The sequence below is a fragment of the Pseudomonas sp. SORT22 genome, assembly GCF_018417635.1.
GTDB lineage: Bacteria > Pseudomonadota > Gammaproteobacteria > Pseudomonadales > Pseudomonadaceae > Aquipseudomonas.
This window is the reverse complement of record NZ_CP071007.1, coordinates 5,771,470-5,789,682: the sequence shown is the minus strand read 5'-3', so window position 1 is coordinate 5,789,682 and position 18,213 is coordinate 5,771,470. Positions and strand designations below refer to the sequence as shown.

The 18,213-nt window shown below is 63.8% G+C and carries 19 protein-coding genes; 12 read left to right on the top strand and 7 right to left on the bottom strand.

The features are described from left to right. Together JYG36_RS26535 and JYG36_RS26530 are read left to right on the top strand one after the other, a co-directional pair. Positions 1-864 carry an ABC transporter ATP-binding protein gene (locus JYG36_RS26535; protein WP_213602773.1) on the top strand — a complete coding sequence of 288 codons (864 nt, stop codon included), beginning with the start codon at positions 1-3 and terminating at the stop codon, positions 862-864. 14 nt (positions 865-878) lie between these two features. Beyond that, entirely contained in the window at positions 879-1,745 is an 867-nt protein-coding gene (locus JYG36_RS26530) for an ABC transporter permease (RefSeq protein ID WP_093377466.1), read from the top strand. Between the two features lie 5 nt (positions 1,746-1,750). Here the strand turns inward: JYG36_RS26530 and JYG36_RS26525 are convergent, their stop codons facing one another. After that, positions 1,751-2,761 carry a helix-turn-helix transcriptional regulator gene (locus JYG36_RS26525; protein WP_045201720.1) on the bottom strand — a complete coding sequence of 337 codons (1,011 nt, stop codon included), beginning with the start codon at positions 2,759-2,761 and terminating at the stop codon, positions 1,751-1,753. 206 nt (positions 2,762-2,967) lie between these two features. Here JYG36_RS26525 and JYG36_RS26520 point away from each other — a divergent pair, with 206 nt between their 5' ends. The 6 genes from JYG36_RS26520 (at position 2,968) to JYG36_RS26495 (ending at position 8,898) form a co-directional block, all read left to right on the top strand. Next, positions 2,968-3,786: a tetratricopeptide repeat protein gene (locus tag JYG36_RS26520; RefSeq protein ID WP_045201722.1), complete on the top strand. Its 819-nt coding sequence runs from the start codon at positions 2,968-2,970 to the stop codon at positions 3,784-3,786. 94 nt (positions 3,787-3,880) lie between these two features. Continuing rightward, the gene (locus tag JYG36_RS26515; protein WP_045201724.1) at positions 3,881-4,333 is read left to right on the top strand and encodes a MarR family winged helix-turn-helix transcriptional regulator; all 453 of its coding nucleotides are present in this window, start codon (positions 3,881-3,883) and stop codon (positions 4,331-4,333) included. After that, positions 4,330-6,420, top strand: coding sequence for an FUSC family protein (locus JYG36_RS26510; protein ID WP_213602772.1), 2,091 nt, complete (start codon positions 4,330-4,332; stop codon positions 6,418-6,420). Before JYG36_RS26515 ends, JYG36_RS26510 begins: the two co-directional genes overlap by 4 nt. Continuing rightward, positions 6,417-6,629, top strand: coding sequence for a DUF1656 domain-containing protein (locus JYG36_RS26505; RefSeq protein WP_045201729.1), 213 nt, complete (start codon positions 6,417-6,419; stop codon positions 6,627-6,629). Before JYG36_RS26510 ends, JYG36_RS26505 begins: the two co-directional genes overlap by 4 nt. Continuing rightward, on the top strand, positions 6,626-7,501 hold the full coding sequence (locus JYG36_RS26500) for an efflux RND transporter periplasmic adaptor subunit (protein WP_093377456.1): 876 nt from the start codon (positions 6,626-6,628) through the stop codon (positions 7,499-7,501). Before JYG36_RS26505 ends, JYG36_RS26500 begins: the two co-directional genes overlap by 4 nt. After that, positions 7,498-8,898: an efflux transporter outer membrane subunit gene (locus JYG36_RS26495; RefSeq protein WP_213602771.1), complete on the top strand. Its 1,401-nt coding sequence runs from the start codon at positions 7,498-7,500 to the stop codon at positions 8,896-8,898. The genes JYG36_RS26500 and JYG36_RS26495 overlap by 4 nt, the downstream gene beginning before the upstream one ends. Before the next feature lie 13 nt (positions 8,899-8,911). Here the strand turns inward: JYG36_RS26495 and JYG36_RS26490 are convergent, their stop codons facing one another. Continuing rightward, positions 8,912-9,658, bottom strand: coding sequence for a slipin family protein (locus JYG36_RS26490; protein ID WP_038997749.1), 747 nt, complete (start codon positions 9,656-9,658; stop codon positions 8,912-8,914). 1 nt (position 9,659) lies between these two features. Continuing rightward, positions 9,660-11,033: an NfeD family protein gene (locus JYG36_RS26485; RefSeq protein WP_213602770.1), complete on the bottom strand. Its 1,374-nt coding sequence runs from the start codon at positions 11,031-11,033 to the stop codon at positions 9,660-9,662. Positions 11,034-11,135: 102 nt separating this feature from the next. On the opposite strand from JYG36_RS26485, the gene JYG36_RS26480 reads away from it, so the two are divergent. The 3 genes from JYG36_RS26480 to JYG36_RS26470 all read left to right on the top strand — a co-directional run bounded on the left by JYG36_RS26480 (position 11,136) and on the right by JYG36_RS26470 (position 12,606). Continuing rightward, positions 11,136-11,594 (top strand): aminoacyl-tRNA deacylase, encoded by a 459-nt coding sequence (locus JYG36_RS26480; protein WP_045201736.1) that lies wholly within the window; start codon positions 11,136-11,138, stop codon positions 11,592-11,594. A gap of 60 nt (positions 11,595-11,654) precedes the next feature. Then, positions 11,655-11,897, top strand: coding sequence for a DUF2789 domain-containing protein (locus tag JYG36_RS26475; RefSeq protein ID WP_093377442.1), 243 nt, complete (start codon positions 11,655-11,657; stop codon positions 11,895-11,897). A 70-nt stretch (positions 11,898-11,967) separates the two neighbouring features. After that, positions 11,968-12,606: a hypothetical protein gene (locus JYG36_RS26470; RefSeq protein ID WP_045201740.1), complete on the top strand. Its 639-nt coding sequence runs from the start codon at positions 11,968-11,970 to the stop codon at positions 12,604-12,606. A gap of 12 nt (positions 12,607-12,618) precedes the next feature. Here the strand turns inward: JYG36_RS26470 and JYG36_RS26465 are convergent, their stop codons facing one another. The 4 genes from JYG36_RS26465 to JYG36_RS26450 form a co-directional block, all read right to left on the bottom strand. Further along, positions 12,619-13,059: a CBS domain-containing protein gene (locus JYG36_RS26465; protein ID WP_010222085.1), complete on the bottom strand. Its 441-nt coding sequence runs from the start codon at positions 13,057-13,059 to the stop codon at positions 12,619-12,621. 174 nt (positions 13,060-13,233) lie between these two features. Next, entirely contained in the window at positions 13,234-13,677 is a 444-nt protein-coding gene (locus tag JYG36_RS26460) for a DUF805 domain-containing protein (RefSeq protein WP_408980934.1), read from the bottom strand. Between the two features lie 10 nt (positions 13,678-13,687). Continuing rightward, a complete protein-coding gene (locus JYG36_RS26455) occupies positions 13,688-14,038 on the bottom strand; it encodes a DUF4190 domain-containing protein (RefSeq protein ID WP_213602769.1) in 351 nt (116 codons plus the stop codon). Between the two features lie 133 nt (positions 14,039-14,171). Continuing rightward, on the bottom strand, positions 14,172-16,028 hold the full coding sequence (locus tag JYG36_RS26450; protein WP_093377423.1) for a DUF3857 domain-containing transglutaminase family protein: 1,857 nt from the start codon (positions 16,026-16,028) through the stop codon (positions 14,172-14,174). A gap of 179 nt (positions 16,029-16,207) precedes the next feature. Between JYG36_RS26450 and JYG36_RS26445 the strand changes: the two genes are divergently transcribed. After that, positions 16,208-18,181: a TonB-dependent receptor family protein gene (locus tag JYG36_RS26445; RefSeq protein WP_249744383.1), complete on the top strand. Its 1,974-nt coding sequence runs from the start codon at positions 16,208-16,210 to the stop codon at positions 18,179-18,181. Positions 18,182-18,213: the final 32 nt, after the last annotated feature.

The window sequence follows — 18,213 nt, the reverse complement described above, 5'->3', positions numbered from 1 at the left end:
ATGAACACCCCATTGCCAGGCCACACGGTCAGCAAGCTGAGCAGCGTCGCCACGCCGCCGCTGCTGCAGGTGGATAACCTAAGCCTCGAATACCGCACCGCGCAGCGCGTGGTGCGGGCTACCCACCAGGTCAGTTTCGAAGTGGACAAAGCCGACCGCTTTGTCCTGCTCGGGCCTTCGGGCTGCGGCAAGTCGACCCTGCTCAAGGCGGTGGCCGGCTTCATCGAGCCCCGGGAAGGGCAGATCCGCCTGCAGGGCCAGGCCGTGCATGGCCCGGGCCCGGATCGCATCGTGGTGTTCCAGGAATTCGACCAGCTGCCGCCGTGGAAAACCGTCAAGCACAACGTGATGTTCCCGTTGCTCGCCTCGGGCACGCTCAAGCGCAAGGAGGCAGAACAGCGCGCCTTGCATTACCTGGAAAAGGTCGGTCTGGCGGGTTTCGCTGATGCCTATCCGCATACCCTGTCGGGCGGCATGAAAGCCCGCGTGGCGATTGCCCGGGCGCTGGCCATGCAGCCAAAGATCCTGCTGATGGACGAACCCTTCGCCGCCCTCGACGCCTTGACCCGGCGCAAGATGCAGGAAGAGTTGCTGCTGCTCTGGGAAGAGGTGCGCTTCACCCTGTTGTTCGTTACCCATTCGATCGAAGAGGCGCTGGTGGTCGGCAACCGCATCCTCCTGCTGTCGCCCCATCCGGGCCGGGTACGCGCTGAAATCCACAGCCACCAGTACAACCTGCAAAGCCTTGGCGCCAGTGATTTCCAGGCCTCGGCGCGGCGTATCCACCGCTTGCTGTTCGACGATGATGCCCAGGTCGAGCACGACCCGGCGCTGGGTTTCGCCGACATTCGCATTGCCTACTGACCGGGAGTTTTGCCATGACCACGATTGTTACGCCGCGTCAGGAATACGAAGTGGTTCTCGAACCGCTGCTCAGCGTTCCGCTTGAGCGCCAATTGCCGCTCGGCCAACGCCTCTGGCAACAGGGCTGGCTGCGCAAGGGCCTGATCCTGATTCTGCTGGCTCTGGCCTGGGAAGCCATCGCCCGCTATCAGGGCAACGACCTGCTGCTGCCGAGCTTTTTACAAACCGCCGCGGCCCTGTACGACGGCCTGCTCAGCGGCGAGTTGCTGGCCAAGGTTGGGGTGTCACTGGTGGTGCTGCTCAAGGGTTACCTACTGGGCATCGTTCTAGCTTTTGGCCTGACCAGCCTGGCGGTGTCGACCCAGTTCGGCCGCGACCTGCTCAGCACCCTGACCTCGATGTTCAACCCCTTGCCGGCGATTGCCTTGCTGCCCTTGGCGCTGCTGTGGTTCGGCCTGGGCGACAACAGCCTGATCTTTGTGCTGGTGCACTCGGTGCTCTGGGCCCTGGCGCTGAATACCTACGCCGGCTTTCTCGGCGTCTCCGAGACCCTGCGCATGGCCGGGCGCAACTATGGCCTGCGCGGCTTGCGCCTGGTCGTGCATATCCTGATTCCGGCGGCGCTGCCGTCGATCCTCTCGGGGCTGAAGATTGGCTGGGCCTTTGCCTGGCGCACGCTGATCGCCGCCGAGCTGGTGTTCGGCGCCACCAGCGGCAAGGGCGGGCTGGGCTGGTACATCTTCCAGAACCGCAACGAGCTGTACACCGATAAGGTGTTCGCTGGCCTTGCGGTGGTGATCTTGATCGGCTTGCTGGTCGAGAGCCTGGTGTTCAACACCCTGGAGCGCATCACTGTGCGTCGCTGGGGCATGCAGCGCTGAGCGGCTCAGGCGCTTTGGTACTGCGCCGCAGCATTGTTGAGGGTTTCGGCAATTTGCTGGCGCAGGCTCAGGGGCTGCTCGACGATCAGCCCGTCACCCTGGCTCAGTAGCCACCAGCGCAGCTGCCAGCTGTTGCTGACGGTAGCTTTGAGGCGGTGCCCGGCGTCCAGCGGGGTCAGGTGCATATCGGCCGACAGCGGCGTCTCGCGCACCAGGCGGGCGAGGTTGTCGCTGATCCAGGCCTGCAGTTCGATCTTGTCGGTATCGCCGAACTGCAGGGCGTCGCTGCGCAGGTACGCTTGCAGGTCGAAGGCGCGCAGGCCTTCGGTGGGGCTGTCGAGAATGCGCAGTTTGCGAAAGCGATGCACGGCGAACTGGCGTATGTCGGTATAGGGCGCAGCGGTGGCAATCAGGTAGCTGACCTGGCCGCGCTGAATCAACGCCAGCGGGTTGAGGGTCAGTTCGCTGAGCTTGTCGTTGTGCGCCGAGTAGTACTGGCAGTGCAGCTGGTATTCCTCAAGCAGCGCATGCTGCACGGTCTCGAGGATACTGTCGGGCACTTCCGGGGCCTGCATGTTCATGTCCGGGCGTACGCTGGCGACCTTGTCCAGCCAGCGCGCCACCTTGTTCGCTCCCGACAGGTGTTCGAGCTTCTGCCGGGCATGGCTGAAGCGCGGGTCCAACACCTTGAGCATGCTCCCCGGCAACAGCGGGCGTACCGCCTCTTCCACCAGCGCCAGGCTCAGCGCCTCACTGACACTGATACCGCGCAATTCAATGCAGGCGTTGGCTGCCCAGTGCCAGCCGTACGGGATGCTCTTGTCGTTGCGCTCCAGCGGAAAAATCAGCGAAAGCTCGTTGAGATCGCGTTCGATGCTGCGCTTGCTGATGGTGAATCCTGCGTCCTGCAGGCGGCCAACCAGCTCGGCACTGGTAATGCCCGGTGAGCGGCTGGGCAACTGGCGCAGCAACTCCCATTGGCGGCTGAGGGTGGCGCGTGTCGTGGCGGAGGGCAAAAGGTGGCGTCCTTGTCTAGGCTTGCGGTTGTAGCATGGCGCCAGCGCAGTGATATGGCAATTAGCCATTTATGTATCCAGATCAAGGATGAAGCAGTTGAGTGCCCTAACTGAATCGTTCGCGACAGGTTTTGTCGTGGCCGTGCGCAGAATCACGCCTCATCACTCCCGCTGTTGGATCTGTGGGTAGTTCAATGAGGACGAACATGTCAGCTGCAAGCAACATCTACCCACTGCTTGAGCGCCTGTTGCCCGAGCGGATCATCCCTGCGCCCGGCCGCCCTGGCCGCCTGCAGCGGTTGTACGCCGGGGTCGGCATGCCCAGCCAGCGGGCAGTGCTGGGCGAGAGTTTCGCCCTGATCAGCCGCCTGGACGAAGCCAGCGACCTGCAGGCGGTGTACGACGACCTGCGCGCCCAGGCCCTGGAAGGCAACGTCGGCGCGCTCAACGACCTGGGCTGGATCTGGCTCAATGGCAAGTACTGGCGCGCCGACCCGACCCTGGCCGGGCACCTGCTGCGTATGGCGGCCCTGCAGGGCAGTGCCGCAGCCTGGTTCAACCTCGGCCAGCAGCATTACTTCGGCAAGGGAGTGGAGGTCGCCTATGCCAGTGCGGCGGAGTACTACCAGCAGGCGTTCGAGCGTGGCCTGGAACACGCCGCCGCGGCGTTGGGTGATCTCTACGAAGAAGAAATCTGTGACAGCGACAGCCAGGACTGGCAGGTCGACCTGCAGCAGGCCTACCGCTGGTTCCTGCGCGGCGCCCAGCGCGGTGACGCACGCTGCCGCTTCGAGGTCGGCTATCGCCTGCTGCATGGGCTGACGGTCAACGTCGACAGCAAGGCCGCCGTGTACTGGCTGGAACTGGCCGCCGTGGCCGGAGTGATGCAGGCTGCCGAAGAGCTGGCGGTGCATTTCAGCGAGGTCAACAACGCCCTGCGTTACCTGTTCTGGCGCGAGCAGGCGATCAGCCTGGGCAGCAAGCTGGCGCTGAACATGAAGCTGGACGATCAACTGCAACCTTGAACATGACGTTTGTCAGCCACTATTGACGGCAGGGGCGGTGATCGAAGAATATTGATAGTTAGCAAACTATGAATATAGCCACGAACCTCCCTTCATGACCCTCGACGCACTGCAACTCAACATCAGCAGCGGCATGGTGGTGGCCGGCCGGCACTGGCGGCGCATCTGCCAGGCGACCCTGGCCGGCTACGGCATTTCCGAAGCCTGCGCGGTCCCTTTGCTGATGATCGTGCGCCTGGGCGATGGCGTGCACCAGGTCGCCGTAGCCCAGGCGGCGGGGCTCGAAAGCCCGTCGCTGGTGCGCCTGCTCGACCAGCTGTGCAATGCAGGCTTTGTCTGCCGTACGGAAGATCCGGTCGATCGCCGGGCCAAGGCCCTGAGCCTGACCGCCAGCGGTCGGGTATTGGCCGAAGCCATCGAAGGCGAACTGGTGCGCCTGCGCCGCGAAGTGCTGCAGGGCATCGACGAAGCCGACCTGCTGGCCACCCTGCGTGTGCTGCGCGCCTTCGAAGACGCTGCCCAGCGCACCCCGGGCGTGCCGACGTGAACGGTTTTTTCAGCTCGATGCCGCCGGCGCGCGACTGGTTCTACGGGGTGCGCACCTTCGCCGCGTCGATGATCGCCCTGTACATCGCCTTGCTCATGCAACTGCCCCGGCCTTACTGGGCCATGGCTACGGTGTATATCGTCTCCAGCCCGTTCGTCGGGCCCACCAGTTCCAAGGCCCTGTATCGCGCCATGGGCACCTTGCTCGGCGCTGCCGGGGCGGTGTTCCTGGTGCCGCTGCTGGTGCAGACGCCAGTGCTTTTGACCGTCGCCGTGGCGCTGTGGACCGGCACCTTGCTGTTCCTCTCGCTGCACCTGCGCACCGCCAACAGCTATGCGCTGATGCTGGCCGGCTACACCCTGCCGATGATCGCCCTGCCGGTGGTCGACGACCCGCTGGCAGTGTTCGACATTGCCTCGTCGCGGGCCCAGGAGATCTGCCTGGGCATCGTCTGTGCGGCAGTGGTCGGAGCGATCTTCTGGCCACGGCGCCTGACCCCGGTGCTGGTTGGCGCCACTGGCAACTGGTTCAACGAGGCGATCCGCTACAGCGATACCTTCCTGGCCCGCGAGGCGACTGCCGATAAAGTCGGCGGCTTGCGTGCCTCGATGGTCACCACCTTCAACTCGCTGGAGCTGATGATCGGCCAGTTGTCCCATGAAGGCGCACGGCCGCAAACGGTGAAGAATGCCCGCGAGCTACGTGGGCGGATGATCCACCTGCTACCGGTGATCGATGCCCTCGACGACGCCTTGCTCGCCCTCGAAGGCCGTGCCCCGGCCCAGAGCGAACAGCTGCAGCCATTGCTGAGCGAAGCCCGCGCCTGGCTGCAGGGCACCGCGCAGGATCCATCGCCGGCACGCTGGTCGGCGTTGCGTGCGCACATCGAACATATGCAACCGAGCGCCGCCGCCCTTGATGAGCGCGCCTCGCTGCTGCTGTCCAACGCGCTCTATCGCCTGGCTGAATGGGCCGACCTGTGGCAAGACTGTTGCAGCCTGCAGCACGCCATCCGCAACGAAGACCTCTCGCCCTGGCGCGCGGTGTATCGGCACTGGCGCCTGGGCCGGCTGACGCCGTTCTTCGACCGGGGGCTGATGCTCTACTCGGTGTTCTCCACCGTCAGCGCGATCATCGTTGCCACCACCCTGTGGATTTTGCTCGGCTGGGGCGACGGCGGCAGCGCGGTGATTCTCGCCGCCGTGGCCTGCAGCTTCTTTGCCGCCATGGACGATCCGGCGCCGCAGATCTACCGGTTCTTCTTCTGGACTTCGCTGTCGGTGCTGTTTGCCAGCCTTTACCTGTTTCTGGTGCTGCCCAACCTGCATGACTTTCCGATGCTGGTGCTGGCCTTCGCCATACCGTGCATCTGCGTCGGCACCCTGACCGTGCAGCCGCGCTTCTACCTGGGCACCTTGCTGACTATCGTCAACACCGCCTCGTTCATCAGCATCCAGGGCGCCTACGACGCCAACTTCCTGACCTTCATCAACGCCAACCTGGCCGGGCCGGTGGGCTTGCTGTTCGCCTTCGTCTGGACCCTGGTGGTGCGCCCGTTCGGCGTTGAGCTTGCGGCCAAGCGCCTGACCCGTTTCAGCTGGCACGACATCGTCGGCATGACCCAGCCGGCCACGCTGGCTGAGCACCGGCACCTGGGCGTGCAGATGCTCGACCGGCTGATGCAGCAACTGCCGCGCCTGACCCAGACCGGCCAGGACACCGGCACCGCCCTGCGAGACCTGCGCGTGGGCCTGAACCTGCTCGACCTGCTGGCCTATATGCCACGGGTCGGCGCGCAGCCGCGCCAGTTGCTGGAGCGGGTGGTGGAAGAGGTGGGCGAACACTTTCAGGCCTGCCTGCACGCGCGCCGTCGGCTGCACGCGCCCGAGGTGCTGTTGCAGAGCATGGAGCGCGCCCGTCGCGCCCTCAACCTCAACGACCTGGCCGACAGCGCCGAGGCCCGGGTGCACCTGTTGCACGCCTTGAGCGGCCTGCGCCTGGCGCTGTTGCCGGGGGTCGAGGTGGTGCTTGAGCCCTCCGACGATCAGCAACAACTGCCCTATGGCATCGATGGAGCGCCGCTGTGATCGGAGATCTGGATATCAGCGGGGTGTTCCTGCCCACGCTGCTGGTGATGATGGTCGTCACCTATTTGCTGTTTCTCGGTGTGCACGCGTTGCTCAACCGCGTGCATTTCTACCGCCTGGTCTGGCACCGGGCGTTGTTCAACGTTGCGCTTTACGCCGTGCTGCTCGGCACGGTCGATCACTTTTGCCGAAACCTGATGCTGCCATGAAAAAACCCTTGTTGACCCTGGGCCGCGTGGTCCTGACCCTGCTGGTAGTGACGCTGGCGACCGTGTTGGTCTGGCAGATGGTCATGTACTACATGTTCGCCCCCTGGACCCGGGACGGGCACATCCGCGCCGACGTGATCCAGATCGCCCCTGATGTTTCCGGTTTGATCCAGCAGGTAGAGGTACGCGACAACCAGGTGGTCAAGCGTGGCGACGTGCTGTTCACCATCGACCAGGACCGCTTCCACCTGGCCCTGCGCCAGGCCCAGGCGACCCTGGCTGAGCGCAAGGAAACCCTGGCCCAGGCCCAGCGCGAAGCCCGGCGTAATCGTGGCCTGGGTAACCTGGTGGCCGCCGAGCAACTGGAAGAGAGCCAGTCGCGCCAGGCCCGCGCCGAATCGGCCCTGGCCGAAGCCCAGGTGGCGGTGGATGCTGCGCAGTTGAACCTCGACCGTTCGGTGGTGCGCAGCCCGGTTGATGGCTACCTCAACGACCGCGCGCCGCGTGCCCACGAATTCGTCAGCGCCGGGCGGCCGGTGCTGTCGGTGGTCGACAGCGACTCCTACCACGTCGATGGCTACTTCGAAGAAACCAAGCTGGCCGGCATTCACATCGGCCAGGCTGTGGATATCCGCGTGCTCGGCGACAACACCCGACTGAGCGGGCGGGTGCAGAGCATTGCCGCCGGTATCGAGGACCGCGACCGCAGCAGCGGCGCCAACCTGCTGCCCAACGTCAACCCGGCGTTCAGCTGGGTGCGCCTGGCCCAGCGGATCCCTGTGCGGATTGCCTTCGATGAGGTGCCGGCAGACTTTCGCATGATCGCCGGGCGTACGGCGACGGTGTCGATCCTTGAGGACAAGGGCCAATGAAACGGCTGTCACTGCTCGGCTTGAGCCTGCTGCTGTCGGCCTGCCAGATGGTCGGGCCGGACTGCAACGTGCCCGAGGATGCCGCGATCCAGCGCGCCGACTTGCAGGGCCAACTGCGCCAGGACGCCAGCAGCGTGGTCTCGGCGCCCGTGCCGAAAGACTGGTGGCACCTGTATCAGGACGAACGCCTCAATGAGCTGGTGCGCCAGGCCCTGGCGGCCAACAGCGAACTGCGTGTGGCGGCGGCGAACATCGCCAAGGCCCGTGCCCAGGTCGAAGAGGCCGAAGCCCAGGGTGGCCTGAACGGCGGTGTGAAGCTGGGCGCCCAGCGTTTGCAGGAGTCCGGCGAAGCCTTTTTGCAACCAGAGAAAGTGCCGGTGGCCAACATCGGCGAGGCGATCATCAGCGCGTCTTACCAGTTCGACCTGTGGGGCACCCTCAAGCGTGGCGTCGAGGCCGCCCAGGCCAATGCCGACGCGACCCAGGCCGCCGCCGATACCGCACGCATCACCCTGGTGGCCGACGTGGTACGTGCCTACACCCAGGTCTGCGCGGCCAACGAGGAATACCATATCGCCCATGAGTCCCTGGACCTGCAGCAGCAGAGCGTGACCCTGACCCAACGCCTGCGCGGTGCCGGGCGTGGTGACGAAACCCAGGTGACCCGCTCGCAAACCCAGTTCAAATCCTTGCGCGCCGAGCTGCCGCGTTACCAGGCTGCGCGTGAAGCGGGCCTGTACACCTTGTCGATGCTGCTGGCCAAGCCGCTCAACCAGTTGCCGGCCGGAACCGCCGATTGCGCCGAGCTACCGCATATCGCCCAGGTGCTGCCGGTTGGCGATGGCGCCGCGCTGCTCAAGCGCCGTCCGGATATCCGCCAGGCCGAACGCAGCCTGGCCGCGGCCACGGCGACTATCGGCGTAGCCACCGGGCAGTTGTATCCGGACATCAGCATCGGTGCCCAGGTGGGCACCATCGGTATCCTGGAAAACCTCGGCAAACCTGCGACCAACCGCTGGGGCTTCGGCCCGCTGCTGACCTGGAATGTACCGACCAACGGTTCGCGGGCGCGCATCCGTGAGGCGCAAGCTTCGACCCAGGCGGCGCTGGCGCATTTTGACGGGGTGGTGCTCAACGCCATTCGCGAAACCCAGACCAGCCTTGCGCAATACAGCGCCTTGCTGGAGCGCCGCGATGCCTTGGCCGATGCCGAGCGTTCGGCGCAACTGGCGGCAGACCAGACCCATAGGTTTTACCAGGCCGGGCGTGAGTCGTTCCTGGCGGACCTGCAGGCGACCCGCACCTACACCGAGATGCGCGCGCAACTGGCGGCGGCCAATACCCAGGTGGCGATGGGGCAGATCGGCTTGTTCCTGGCGTTGGGTGGTGGCTGGTAGCTCGCGATGAGTCTCACTTATCCACAAGCCCTTTAAGCATCTCTATCGGCAACGGAAAGACAATCGTCGACGACTTGTCGCCAGCAATGCTGCCCAGGGTCTGCATGTAGCGCAGCTGCATCGCCCCCGACTGGCGGCCGAGCATTTCTGCCGCTTGCATCAGTTTCTCCGAGGCTTGCAGTTCACCTTCGGCATGGATCACCTTGGCCCGCCGCTCACGTTCAGCCTCAGCCTGGCGGGCAATGGCGCGGATCATCGACTCGTTGAGATCGACATGCTTGATCTCGACGTTGGCCACCTTGATGCCCCAGGCATCGGTTTGCGCATCCAGCACCTGGCGGATGTCCAGGTTCAGCCGTTCGCGCTCGGCCAGCAGTTCGTCCAGCTCATGCTTGCCCAGCACCGCGCGCAAGGTAGTCTGCGCCAGTTGGCTGGTGGCCATGAGAAAGTCCTCGACCTGGATGATCGCCTTCTGCGGGTCGAGCACGCGAAAGTACAGCACCGCGTTGACCTTGACCGAGACGTTGTCGCGGGTGATGACATCCTGTGGCGGCACATCCAGCACCACGGTGCGCAGGTCGACCCGGACCATCTGCTGGATCCCCGGAATCAACAGCACCAGCCCCGGCCCTTTGACCCGCCAGAAGCGCCCGAGCTGGAACACTACCCCGCGCTCGTATTCACGCAGGATGCGAAAGGCCGACAGCAACAATACCGCCAGCAGCGCCAGCAAGGCGCCAAAGCCCAGTTCGAAAAACATCTCAGTCTCCTTGCGCCGGTGGTTGTGCCTCGGCGCTGACGTCCAGTAGTACGCCCTTGCGTGTCATCACCCGGACGCGTTGCCCCACCTGCAGTGGCGTCTGGCACTGGGCCTGCCACTGTTCACCCTGCGCCTGCACCGAACCGATGAACGGGTCGCTGTCATTGACCGCCATCACCGTCGCCAGGCTACCCACCAGCCCGGCATCGCCACTGACCAGCGCGCGCTGACGCGCCTTCATGGCCATGCCCAGCACGCCGCCGAGCAGCAGCGCCGAGAGCAGGGCGAGGGTCAGGATCAGCGCCAGGGGGATGCCGAAGCCGGGCACGTCGGTGTCCATCAAGATCACCGCGCCGACCACGAAGGCAACGATGCCGCCAAAGCCGACCACGCCAAAACTGGGCAGGAACGCCTCGGCAATCATGAAGGCGATGCCAAGCAGGATCAGCGCCGCACCGGCATAGCTCACCGGCAACAACTGCAAGGCATACAGGGCCACCAGCAGACAGATGCCACCGATCACCCCGCCGACCCCGGAGCCCGGGCTCATGAACTCGAACATCAGCCCGTAGATACCGATCATGATCAGGATCAGCGCCACGCTGGGGTTGGTGATCACCGCCAGCAGGCGCGTGCGCCAGTCCGGCTCGCGTTCGATGATGCTGACGTTGGCGGTGTGCAACTGCACGGCTTGGCCGGCGGCTTCGAGGCTTTTGCCATCGAGCTGGCGCAGCAGGTCGGGCAGGTCGTTGGCGATGCGGTCGATGACTTTCAGGCGCAAGGCTTCGTTGGCCGGCAGGCTGACCGATTCGCGTACCGCCTGTTCAGCCCAGTCGGCATTGCGCCCGCGCAGTTGCGCCAAACCGCGAATATAGGCGGCAGCGTCGTTGATCTGCTTGCGGGTCAGGGTGTCTTGTTCGCTGCTCGGTGCTGGCTTGTCGCCGGTGGGCGCAGCCGGGTCTTTCGGCGGGCCTGGCATCCCGCCGATCTGCACCGGCGTGGCGGCGCCGAGGTTGGTGCCCGGGGCCATGGCTGCGACATGGCTGGCGTAGAGAATATAGGTGCCGGCGCTGGCCGCCCGGGCGCCACCGGGGGCGACGAAGGTAGCGACTGGCACGGGGCTGGCGAGGATCGCCTTGATGATCGCGCGCATCGAGCTGTCGAGCCCGCCCGGGGTGTCGAGGCGGATGACCACCAATTGCGCCTGCTGCGTCTTGGCCTGCTCCAGGCCGCGTATCAGGTAGTCGGCACTGGCCGGGCCGATGGCGTCGTCGATACTCAGTACCAGCACCGGATTGCCGGGCGCAGCCACACCGCTCGTCAGGGCGCCGAGCATCAATAAAACCAGCAGGTGCCGACACCAGCGAGCGATCACCTGAATTCACCCGGGCTGTGCGTGTCCAATAAGTTTAGTCGGCTGCTTGCGGCAGCACGGCCTAAACTTCAGAAGTGGGGGCGCTGTATCCGGAGGTGCATCATGCGTATGGCAAAAACCCTGCAGCAGTGCCTGGACAAGGCCGGCTGCGACTACGACATCATTTCTCACCCGCACTCATCTACCAGCCTTGAGTCGGCCCGTACCGCTGGAGTGCCCGCCGAGCGGGTGGCCAAGTCGGTCATGCTCGACGACCGCCATGGCAACTATCTGATGGCCGTGCTACCGGCCAACCGTCACCTGGACATGAGCAAGGTGCGCGCCACCGGCGCCTGGCAAATGACCCATGAAAGCGGGCTGCCGCATCTGTTCGGCGACTGCGAGCGTGGCGCCATTCCGGCACTGGGCGATGCTTACTCGATCAAGATGCTGCTCGACCCGACCCTGACCCGTCAGGGCGATATCTATGTCGAGGCCGGTGATCACGATCACCTGATCCACATGAACATGACGCAATACCTGAAACTGGTACCGAACGCCGAAGTGCGTGAGGTTTGCTGATGATCAACCCACTGCCAGGCTGGCGTCGTGGATGCCCGTCCTGGCCCCAAGGAGTCACGCATGGAATCAAATATTCATCCGTTTTCGGAGCTCTTCAAACAGCTGGGCCTGGCTGATGATCCCCAGGGCATTGACCAGTTCATCACCAGCCACTCGCCGCTCAAGAATGAAATAAAGCTGGTTGATGCACCGTTCTGGACCGAGAGCCAGCGGGCATTTCTCAAGGAAAGCATTATCGAAGACTCCGACTGGGCCGTGCCGTTCGACCAGCTGAACGAGGCGCTGCGGCGTCCGAAAAAATAAACGCCGAGCGGCACATCGACCGGCGAATGGCGTTGCTATGCTCAGGAAAAACAACAAGGGGACAGCGCCAATGAAAGATCCCTATGCCGCCGGTTTCTGGTGTGCCGTGACCGCCTTGGGGCTGCTGACCGTCGGTTATTTCTATGGAATCAAACAGACCCACCAGTTGGGTCAGGCTCTGGTATTTCTTTACGCCGCCGGGGGCGTGATCGGGGCGCTGGCCCTGACCGCGCTGGCGTGGATTGCCTGGCAGCAACTGCGGGTGAGCAAACGCCAGTTGGCCCAAGGGCGAACCTTGGTGGCTATCTGGAACACCAAGGTTGCCTTGCGCCGGGTCGAAACCGTCTTCGACCGTTATTTCTGGGGCAGTTACTGGCAGCCCGGACGTACCTTCCAGGAGGTAATGGGCGAGCTTGAAGGCACGCCGCTGGAGCAGAGCCTGGAAGCGCTGAAGCGCCAGTGCCGCGAGCTCGACCGTGAAACCCATGACCACCGCCGCCACTGGCTGGACAACGCCCGCGAGCTGTCTACGGTTGCCACTGCAATGGCCCGGGAGCGTTATCAACTGGACTTGTGCGACTCGCAGCAGAGCAGCGGGCGCGGCGCCGCGGTGCTCAACCGCGACCTGGAAGTGCTGGTGTACACCTGGTCAGCGCGCCTGCGCAGCTTCGACCACCAGCTCGATGAGCTGGAGGGCGAATACCGCTGAGCCCGCCGCGAATCAGTCGCCGCGAATGTACTGTTCCAGTTGCAGAATCATGTTGGCCTGTTCGGCGATGGCTTCCTTGACCAGGTCGCCAATCGACAGCAGGCCCAGCAGCTCGCCGTTCTCGACCACCGGCAGGTGGCGCAGGTGACTGTTGGTCATCATGTTCATGCAGTATTCGACGTTCTGGTGCGGGTCGACGGTAATCACCGGCGCACTCATGATCGCGCTGACCGGCGTGCCCACCGAACTACGGCCCTTGAGCACCATCTTGCGCGCGTAGTCGCGCTCACTGACGATCCCCACCACACGCCCGTCCTGCACCACCGGCAGGGCACCGACGTTCTTCTCGGCCATCAACCTCAGCGCATCGAGCACCATGTGGTCGGGGCCGATGGTGTGAACCTGGTGGTGCTGCTGGGCTTTTGTTTTTAGAAGCTGTGCCACGGTTTTCATAGAGGCCTCTGCGATGCTGGGAGTGGGTGACGGCAGATAGCTAAAGAATCGTGTACAGATCGCTGCAGGGCAAGGGCGAAAGCGGCATCGATGTGATTGAAAAACGTCATGGGCGCAAAAATGCAAAAGCGGCCAATGATGGCCGCTTTGCTTTGACTCTCGATCAAGCCGTGATCAGGTGTTTTTCGGGTTTGGGCCGAAACGGTTCGGGCCACGCTGGCTGTCCTGGCACAGGAAGATCAGGTTGACGAGCGGGAACAGCAGCCACCAACCGCTACGGTCGGTGTCGTGCATGCGCCGAACGGCTACGGCAATGCCCGGGACCAGCAATGCCACGCTGTACAGGTAAGCGAAGAGCGTGCCGGTACGGAGCTCGCGGTCGAGATAGGGCACCAGCATGTACACCAGGAAGGTGACCAGGATGAACAGCCAGTATTCCTGGCGGCGTGACCGACCGGAGAACATGGCGTATTTCTTCAGTAGTTCAACGTACCAGATGCCGGCTGGCGCAGGTGCTGCAGTGAAGGTTGCAGCAGGTTGCGGTGCACCGCAGGCTGGGCAAGCCACGGCGCTGTTGTGGATTTCCTTGGCGCAGCCACGGCAAAAAACCATATTCATGTGTTGTCCCTTACATGACTAGCCAGATCAGCAAAATGAGCAAAACGCCTGACAACACCGCGCCAGTAATTGCCATGTAGGTTCGCGGTTCTTTTTTGACCAGGCTGAGCGAGCTCAGGACCAGCCCGGTGAGTGCAAACAAGCCCATCCCCCACAGGGTGTTACGATCCCAGCTGGCTGGTTCGAACAGCGTCAATACACAGGCGATGCACAGGATCAGCGAGCTGGCTGCCATCCAGGACAAGCGCTTGCCGGCAGGTTGCGTGGTGGCAGAGGGAGTCTGAGGGGCGCCGCACTGTGGGCAGCTGGGTGCCGTTTCATGGATTTCCATGGCACAACCGCGGCAAAAAACCATTGCCATGACAATTCCTTTTGATAGTTCCGCTTGCGTGACGCAGCGCAGGGCGCGGCGGAGTTTATCAAAGACTTCGACGTTGGCGTAACAGTGACAGCGCCCTGCTGACCTCCCGAGGGATTTGGCAGGGCGCAGGACCTCAGCTCTTCTGCACGATCACCTGACTGTTCAGGTCGTTGAGCATGGCGTCCAGGGTTGGCTTCATCTTTTCGAAGTCTTTCACGCTGCACACCGCTTTCGGGTTGTGGAAGTCCAGGCGGCGTTTGATCACCAGGCTGTTGCCTTGCAGAGCATAGTCGGCGCTGTAGTCGAAGTGTTTGTCCTTGAGGCTCACAGGCTTGGGCGCGGCGATGATCTTGACGTCGGCCGGGAACTCGAAGCGCGCTTGTTCTTCGGTGATGCCGGAGATGCAGGTGAAGTCCTGGGTGCGCTGCTTTTCAGCGATAAAGCCGAAGATATTCTGGGCGATGCCGCCAGCCAGGCTGGTCAGGGTCGGCACGCCGATCGGGCCGGGCAGGTTGACCAGGTTTTCGCTGCGGCCGTTGATGTGCATCTCGAAGGCGCCGCTGGTTTCCAGGTCGTCGCTGCTGATCTTGCCGCTGCCGCGCTGGCCGTAGGCGGCGAGGATGCGCTGGGTCAGCAGGTCGCGCTCGGCCGGCTGCATGTTGCGCATCATCCAGCGGTTCATTTCGGCGGCCCAGCCGTCGATTTTCGAAGCGTGACTGAAGTCGGCGGCGCCGCTGCTGGCCACGGTGTAGGTGGTGCTGTTGTGCACCAGGCCTGTTTGGGTGGCCGGAGTGTGGCCGAGCTTGCCGGAGCGGGTCAGCACGGTGGGTTTGTCCAGCACCGGAGCGGGCAGGTAGCCGCTGGCAATGGCTTCGGCGGTGGAGTCCAGGTACAGGTCCAGGCTCGGGATGTAGGTGACCACATGGTTGATCACGCCCAGGGTCGGCACCTTGGGCAGGGCGTAGGCATTGCCGAGGTTGATCAGCGCCGGGGTGCTGTCGATATTGACTGCGGCCAGCAGCGCTTCGAGCAGGGCCACGTGGTCCTTGCAGTCGCCATAACGGTTGCTCAGCACGGTATCGGCGGCATGCGGCACCACGCCGCCAGCACCGATGTAAACCGCCACGTAGCGAATGTTGCGGCGCACCCAGTCACCCAGGGCCAGGGCCTTGTCGCGCGGGTCGTCGATCTTGGCCGTGAGCTTTTCCGCCAGTTCGCGGATGGCGGGCGTCACTTCGCTGTTGGCGCGCGCCGCGTAGGCTTTGGCGAACTCGCTGTAGTCAGCGAAGGTGGAAACCGCCAGGTACTTGCCGTAGTCCGAGTAGGCTACTGCGCCCAGTTCTGTACGGGCGTTGTCACCCTGCACATAATCCCACTGGTAGACCTTGCGACCAGGCTCGGCCTTCGGGCTGGACGCCTTGAAGCCCTTGGCCTCGGCATTGAGCTTGAGGTTCTTCGGCAGGTCGTAGATCAGGGTGAACTGCTGGGTCGGGTGGAACTGCGGCATCGCCAGGTCTTCGAACTGGCCAGGGAACAGCGGGGTCTTGCGCTGTTTCTTGAAGCTCAGCACCAGGCGATCGCCGACGGCGACTTCGGGGAAAATCACTACCTTGACCAGGCTGTCATGGAACATCGGCGCCTGGGACGATTGCTGCTCCTGTTGCTCCTTGATCTGCTCGGGGCTGACCTGCACTTTGCGGCCATCGGGCTTCTGGGTGTAGGCCTGGGTCACCTCGAGGGTTTCCAGGGTGCGGTTGTAGTACAACGACTGCTGGGCCTTGGCCTGGATCGCGCGTTCTTCATTGATCAGCAGGACCAGGTCCTGGGTGGCGGCGTAGCTGCCGTCTTCGGCCACCACGGTGCGTAGAATGTCCTTTTCGATGGTGACGGAGGGGTCGGTACCGTCGTCCTTGGCCTGTGCGATGTTCAAGGCGAACAGGCAGCACAACATCCCGACCCACCGGGCCGGGGTCACAGCGAACCGCTTCATAAAGATCCTTCTTGCTGGTGTATTCCAGGGGTCTGACTCGTTAAATGCGAATCAGTTAGTAGCATTTTGCCTTATAACTGGCTGTTGCTGCTGCGCCAATTTTTTCAGCGCAGGTTTTCCTGCGTTTTCTGTCCCTATCGATTCAAGGATTCAGCATGTTTACCAGGCGGCACTCCGTCATGACCCTCCTGTTGCTCGGCGCCGGTAGCGCCTGTGCCGACAGCGTCGAACTGGCGCCGCTGGAAGTGACCTCGACCCGGGTCAATTCCGCCTGGTTGCAGACCCCGGCTTCGGTAAGCGCCGTGGACATCGCCGAGAAGCCCGGCGAGCAACTGCTGACCCTCGATGGCCTGCTTTCGGCCGTGCCCGGCACCGTGTCGCAGAGCCGCTACAACATGGCCCAGGGCATGCGCCTGTCGATTCGTGGCTTTGGTGCGCGTTCGAGCTTCGGCATGCGCGGCATTCGCGTGATGGTCGACGGCGTACCGCTGACCATGCCCGATGGCCAGACCGAAATGGACGGCGTTGACCTGGGCCTGGTGGAGCGCGTCGAAGTGATCCGCGGCTCGGCCTCGACGCTTTATGGCAACGGTGCAGGCGGGGTATTGGCAATCCAGACCCGAGAGCCGTCGCTGACACCGCAATCGTCCATCGATGTCAGTGGTGGCGAGTATGGCTACCAACGCCTGCGTGCGGAAACCAGCGGCACCTCCGGCAACCTTGGCGGCCTGCTGGCGCTCAATGTCACCAACCTCGACGGCTATCGCCAGCACTCCAGCTCCGAGGCGCGCAACCTCACCGGCAAGCTGCGCTGGCAGGGCGATGCAGGGCAACTGGGGGTAACGTTCCAGGCGCTCGACAACCGTTCCGAAGACCCTGGCGCCCTGACCCTCGCCGAAGTGCACGCCAAACGTGACCAGGCCCGCGCCCAGAGCCTGTTGTACAACTCCGACGAAGACATCACCCAGCAGCGTCTGGCGCTGAACTGGACCGGCGATCTTGGCGAGGCCGACAGTTATCAAGTGCGCAGCTGGCTGGGACGCCGCGAGTTTGGCAATCGCCTGCCTTACGCCAATGGCGGGCAGACCTCCTACACCCGGCTGTTCGCCGGGGTAGGCGGGCAGTACACCCATAAGGCCAGCTGGTTCGGCCTGGATCAACAGGTCACCGCCGGTGTCGATCTTGAACAGCAGCGCGATGAGCGTGAACGCCACAACAACCAGATCGGCGGTGGCACCGGGGCGCTGACCCTGCGTCAGCAAGAGAAGGCCGGCAGCGTTGGCCTGTACCTGCAAGACAGCATCGACCTCAGCGAGCGCTGGCAACTGACCCTGGGCGGGCGCTACGACAGCATGCGCCTGGCGGTGGACGACCGCTTCGAGCGTGACGGCGACGACTCCGGCTCGCGCACGCTGGATGACTGGAACTACAGCGCCGGCCTCAGCTATCGCCTGAGCGAGCATTACCTGGTCTACGCCCGCGTCGCCACCTCGTTCGAAACGCCCACGGTCAACGAACTGGCCAACCCGGCGGGCGGCGGCTTCAACCCGGGCCTGCAACCGGCCAGGGCGCTCAACCGTGAGCTGGGAATCAAAGGCGAATGGAGCGACGTGCGCGCCGAGGCGGTGCTTTACAGCATCGCGCTTGAGGATGAGCTGGTGCCTTACGTCGACGGCGGCCAGACCTTCTACCGCAACGCCGGCAAGTCGCGCCGCGACGGCGTTGAGCTGAGCGCCGACTACCAGGTGCTGGAGCACTGGCGGTTGTCCATGGCCTACAGCTTCAACAACTACCGCTACACCGACTTCAACGGCTTTGACGACAACCGCCTGCCGGGCATCCCGCGTCAGACGTTGTTTAGCGAAGTGGCTTACGAGCGTGATGGCTTTTATGCGCGCGTGAACATGAATGCCTACGGCCCGCAGTACGCCGACAACGCCAACAGCGCGCGGGTGGCCGGGGTCGCTTTGCTCAACTTGCGCCTTGGCAAGCAGTTTGATCTTGGCGGCCAGACCCTGGAGCCGTACCTGGGTGTGGATAACCTCAGTGACCGCCAGTACTACGACAACCTGCGCATCAACGATGGCTCCGGGCGCTACTACGAACCGGGGCCTGGGCGCACGCTGTACGCCGGTGCGCGCCTGAGTTTCTAACCCGGTAGGGGCGGCGGTGCGGCGACCCGACT

What these genes read in the sequence shown, in the direction of transcription:
- JYG36_RS26535 (WP_213602773.1), top strand. Translation starts at nt 1, where the DNA reads ATGAACACCCCATTGCCAGGCCACACGGTCAGCAAGCTGAGCAGCGTC.
- JYG36_RS26530 (WP_093377466.1), top strand. Translation starts at nt 879, where the DNA reads ATGACCACGATTGTTACGCCGCGTCAGGAATACGAAGTGGTTCTCGAA.
- JYG36_RS26520 (WP_045201722.1), top strand. Translation starts at nt 2,968, where the DNA reads ATGTCAGCTGCAAGCAACATCTACCCACTGCTTGAGCGCCTGTTGCCC.
- JYG36_RS26515 (WP_045201724.1), top strand. Translation starts at nt 3,881, where the DNA reads ATGACCCTCGACGCACTGCAACTCAACATCAGCAGCGGCATGGTGGTG.
- JYG36_RS26500 (WP_093377456.1), top strand. Translation starts at nt 6,626, where the DNA reads ATGAAAAAACCCTTGTTGACCCTGGGCCGCGTGGTCCTGACCCTGCTG.
- JYG36_RS26495 (WP_213602771.1), top strand. Translation starts at nt 7,498, where the DNA reads ATGAAACGGCTGTCACTGCTCGGCTTGAGCCTGCTGCTGTCGGCCTGC.
- JYG36_RS26490 (WP_038997749.1), bottom strand. Translation starts at nt 9,658, where the DNA reads ATGTTTTTCGAACTGGGCTTTGGCGCCTTGCTGGCGCTGCTGGCGGTA.
- JYG36_RS26480 (WP_045201736.1), top strand. Translation starts at nt 11,136, where the DNA reads ATGCGTATGGCAAAAACCCTGCAGCAGTGCCTGGACAAGGCCGGCTGC.
- JYG36_RS26475 (WP_093377442.1), top strand. Translation starts at nt 11,655, where the DNA reads ATGGAATCAAATATTCATCCGTTTTCGGAGCTCTTCAAACAGCTGGGC.
- JYG36_RS26470 (WP_045201740.1), top strand. Translation starts at nt 11,968, where the DNA reads ATGAAAGATCCCTATGCCGCCGGTTTCTGGTGTGCCGTGACCGCCTTG.
- JYG36_RS26465 (WP_010222085.1), bottom strand. Translation starts at nt 13,059, where the DNA reads ATGAAAACCGTGGCACAGCTTCTAAAAACAAAAGCCCAGCAGCACCAC.
- JYG36_RS26460 (WP_408980934.1), bottom strand. Translation starts at nt 13,677, where the DNA reads ATGAATATGGTTTTTTGCCGTGGCTGCGCCAAGGAAATCCACAACAGC.
- JYG36_RS26455 (WP_213602769.1), bottom strand. Translation starts at nt 14,038, where the DNA reads ATGGCAATGGTTTTTTGCCGCGGTTGTGCCATGGAAATCCATGAAACG.
- JYG36_RS26450 (WP_093377423.1), bottom strand. Translation starts at nt 16,028, where the DNA reads ATGAAGCGGTTCGCTGTGACCCCGGCCCGGTGGGTCGGGATGTTGTGC.
- JYG36_RS26445 (WP_249744383.1), top strand. Translation starts at nt 16,208, where the DNA reads ATGACCCTCCTGTTGCTCGGCGCCGGTAGCGCCTGTGCCGACAGCGTC.